We start from the raw sequence: 2,559 nt of genomic DNA on the forward strand, positions 1-2,559 counted from the left end.
GTTCCATTTTAGATATTTGTTTAAGATAAGATATAACTCATTGAGATGTGTCATAGTATTCGTCGTTAGAAAACAATTATTATGACATTATTTCAATGAGTTATCTATTTTTGTCGTGTACAGAGAATTTTGAATTAAAAATAGCTCTTCCTCTTGGAATTTCTTCATATTCTATATATTTCAAATCATTCATCCTGCTTTGAAGAACTTTCCAATACTCTATATGAGCATAATTACTATCGGCTAACCCTATAGAGTCAATATCTGAAAGAGCGAAATCATGTGCAACTCCTAAGACCTCATCTTTCCAATACCAAAAAATTCCAATCTTCATATGGCATACCTATCTTTATATAATATTCTATATACTAGACCTCTTGCGTTAGTCAAAATTTAATCAGTGATAATTGTTGATTTTTAAATAAATATCAAAGTCTAAAATAGTTAAAAATGATACTTTCGCAAGAGGCCTAATATTAACTTTATTTAATGGATATAAAAATTGATTGAATACACGCCAAAATTGGAAAAGTTAAAAGAGTATTTAGACCACTTATCTGTTGCTGAAAAAGAATGTTTACATGATTTGAGTTACCCATTTATCCCTAATTTTGATCCTTTATTTGATTTCTCGAAGAATAAAGTGCTTATAGTTGGTCAAGAAACTAAAGGATGGCAAGGGCGGTTAAAAGATTTCCTAAATGATGATATTAGCTTTGAAAATGTGATTAAAAAAAGTAAAGACCGCCATGCTGAATTATATGGACAAACAAAAGATCAAAGTCGTTTTCTTCAATTTTTGAGGAAAGTTAAACAGATTAATAATAATGAACCTGTACAGTGGTTAAACTTTTACTTCTTTGACTATAAGAAAAAGTCTTTTAATACATTCAGGAAGAAATCTGAATATGAAGAAATTTCCGTACATCTAGAAAAATTATCTATTCAAAATTTGTCTGAGCAAATAAAACGATTAAAACCTAAAGTTATAGGACTTACGCATTGACAGATTCAAAAAAGTATTAAAATGCTTTATAAAGTATCTGTGATTAGACGAATTAAACATGCTTCTACAGCAACCTGTACTCTACCCATTTATATGGGCTTTCTCATGACAGAACCGAACTCTATTAGCTGCACACAACTTGCCGAGACTTATAACATCTCGCATGATAGTGTAAATCGCTTTCTGGAGCGTGAAGACTATACACCTCACGACCTATATCAAGAAGCAATTCAACATATTGATAATAATAAACTTATAGTCAGTATTGATGATACTGTTTTAGATAAACCGTATAGTCAGCATATGGACTTAGTTAGCTATTTTTGGTCAGGCAAACACCACCGATCCGTCAAGGGTATTAATCTCATTACCTTGTATGCGAGGGTATTAATCTCATTACCTTGTATGCGACAGATCAAAATGGTCAAAATATTCCAATTAATTTTCGAATTTATGATAAGTCAGCAAGTAAAACCAAGAATGATTACTTTATGGAGATGTTAAGTGAAGTACTCGATTGGGGTGCAAAGATTCAATTTATTACAGGTGATAGTTGGTATTCATCGACTGAAAATCTAAAAACCATAAGAAAATATGGTATTCGATTTATGTTTGGTGTCGACAGTAACCGTAAGGTTTCCCCTGAAAAAGGACAATGGTTTCAACTGCGTTTATTGCCGAATTTTCATCAGGGTCAAGTGGTCTGGCTCAAAGATTTTGGCTTTGTACAATTATTTAAGACTCAGTTAAAAGAACAGCAGAGGTTTTATATTGTGTATCAAGATGAAGATGATTTATTGTCCTTTGAGGGTTTTTATGAATTACATTCAAGTCATTGGAAAATAGAACAATATCACCGAGTGATTAAACAGGTTTGCCATATTGAAAAGTTTCAAGTAAGACGATCCAAACTGATTTTGAATCATATTTTTGCAGCCTTGATGGCCTACGTCGAGATACAAAAGAACCAGTTTGAGCGGATCTTTGAAAATGTATATCGTTGGCAGAAGAAATTATTTAGACCAATCATCAAAGACTTCATTGATGACTTTATTCTCGATAAAAACCATCTGCTACCACAGAGAATCTATAAATGATAGTGCGTAAGTCCTAGACTATATGGTTTATCTAAAACAGTATCATCAATACTGGCTATAAGTTTGTTATTATCAATATGTTGAATTGCTTCTTGATATAGGTCGTGAGGTGTGTAATCTTCACGCTCTAGAAAGCGATTTACACTATCATGCGAGATATTATAAGTCTCGGCAAGTTGTGTGCAGCTAATAGAGTTCGGTTCTGTCATGAGAAAGCCCATATAAATGGGTAGAGTACAAGTTGCTGTAGAAGCATGTTTAGTTCGTCTGATCACAGATACTTTATAAACTATTTTAATACTTTTTTGAATCTGTCAATGCGTAAGTCCTATAGTCAACATATGGACTTAGTTAGCTATTTTTGGTCAGGCAAACACCACCGATCCGTCAAGGGTATTAATCTCATTACCTTGTATGCGACAGATCAAAATGGTCAAAATATTCCAATTAATTTCC

2 protein-coding genes and 3 pseudogenes are annotated in these 2,559 nt (G+C 32.5%); 3 read left to right on the plus strand and 2 right to left on the minus strand.

The window, feature by feature from the left end; translation table 11 throughout:
• Positions 1-100 precede the first annotated feature (100 nt).
• Complete coding sequence (locus AC07E5_RS09950) at positions 101-334, minus strand: hypothetical protein (protein ID WP_498625366.1); 234 nt, start codon at positions 332-334, stop codon at positions 101-103.
• Positions 335-502: 168 nt separating this feature from the next.
• Here AC07E5_RS09950 and AC07E5_RS09955 point away from each other — a divergent pair, with 168 nt between their 5' ends.
• Positions 503-1,006 (plus strand): hypothetical protein, encoded by a 504-nt coding sequence (locus AC07E5_RS09955; protein ID WP_498625367.1) that lies wholly within the window; start codon positions 503-505, stop codon positions 1,004-1,006.
• A gap of 39 nt (positions 1,007-1,045) precedes the next feature.
• Positions 1,046-2,103: pseudogene (locus AC07E5_RS09960) on the plus strand (IS701 family transposase).
• Between the two features lie 17 nt (positions 2,104-2,120).
• Here AC07E5_RS09960 and AC07E5_RS09965 read toward each other — a convergent pair.
• Positions 2,121-2,378: pseudogene (locus AC07E5_RS09965) on the minus strand (IS701 family transposase); the annotation flags it as partial.
• A 48-nt stretch (positions 2,379-2,426) separates the two neighbouring features.
• Here AC07E5_RS09965 and AC07E5_RS09970 point away from each other — a divergent pair.
• A pseudogene (locus tag AC07E5_RS09970) lies at positions 2,427-2,559 on the plus strand (IS701 family transposase); the annotation flags it as partial.

The organism is Acinetobacter seohaensis (assembly GCF_056431365.1).

What these genes read in the sequence shown, in the direction of transcription:
- AC07E5_RS09950 (WP_498625366.1), bottom strand. Translation starts at nt 334, where the DNA reads ATGAAGATTGGAATTTTTTGGTATTGGAAAGATGAGGTCTTAGGAGTT.